Annotated in this window: 1 protein-coding gene; it reads left to right on the top strand. The window is 65.5% G+C overall.

Annotated elements, in window-relative coordinates; translation table 11 throughout:
* Window positions 1–879 (top strand): ABC transporter substrate-binding protein (locus N5K27_RS28940; protein WP_279821034.1); only part of this gene is annotated, 879 nt, incomplete at both ends.

The raw sequence follows: 879 nt of genomic DNA, 5'->3' as shown, positions 1-879 counted from the left end.
GTGGCCAAGCGCGTGGCGCAGGAACTGATCACGCGCGACAAGGTGGAATTCCTGGCCGGCTTCGGCTTCACGCCCAACGCGCTGGCGGTGGCGCCGCTGGCCACCGAGGCCAAGATTCCGATGGTGGTCATGAACGCGGCCACCTCGTCCATCACCGAGCGCTCGCCCTACGTGGTGCGCACCTCGATGACGCTGCCGCAGAACGCCTACGCCATCGCCGACTGGGCGCTGAAGAACAACATCAAGACGGTGTACTCACTATACGCCGACTACGGTCCGGGCCAGGACGCCAACGCCCAGTTCCGCAAGACCTTCACGGGCGGCGGCGGCAAGATCGTGGCCGAGGTGGCGGTGCCGCTGAAGAATCCGGAGTTCGGCCCCTACATGCAGCGCATCAAGGATGCCAAGCCCGATGCCGCCTTCCTGTGGTTCCCCTCGGGCGAGCTGTCGGTGCTGATGCTGCGCGCCTACCGCGAGCGCGGCCTGGAGCAGGCCGGGATCAAGGCGCTGGGCACCGGCGACGGCACCGACGACATGTTCCTGGACAGCATGGGCGACGTGGCGCTGGGCCTGACCACCTCGTTCCACTATTCCGCCGCCCACGACTCGGCCAAGAACAAGGCCTTCATCAAGGGCTACGAATCGCAGTTCGGCACCTCGATCCGCCCCAACTTCATGGCGGTGGGCGGCTATGACGGCATGGCGCTGATCTACGAGACCATCAAGAAGCTGAACGGCAAGATCGACGGCACGAAGGCGGTCGAGGCCATGAAGGGGGCCAAGTGGGAAAGCCCGCGCGGGCCCGTCATGATCGATCCGGAAACGCGCGACATCGTGCAGAACATCTACATCCGCAAGGTCGAACGCCGCGGCAACCAC

It is taken from the genome of Pigmentiphaga sp. GD03639 (assembly GCF_029845405.1).
GTDB lineage: Bacteria > Pseudomonadota > Gammaproteobacteria > Burkholderiales > Burkholderiaceae_B > Pigmentiphaga > Pigmentiphaga daeguensis.
The sequence above is the reverse complement of the archived record's forward strand: the minus strand, read 5'-3'. Positions and strand labels throughout refer to the sequence as shown.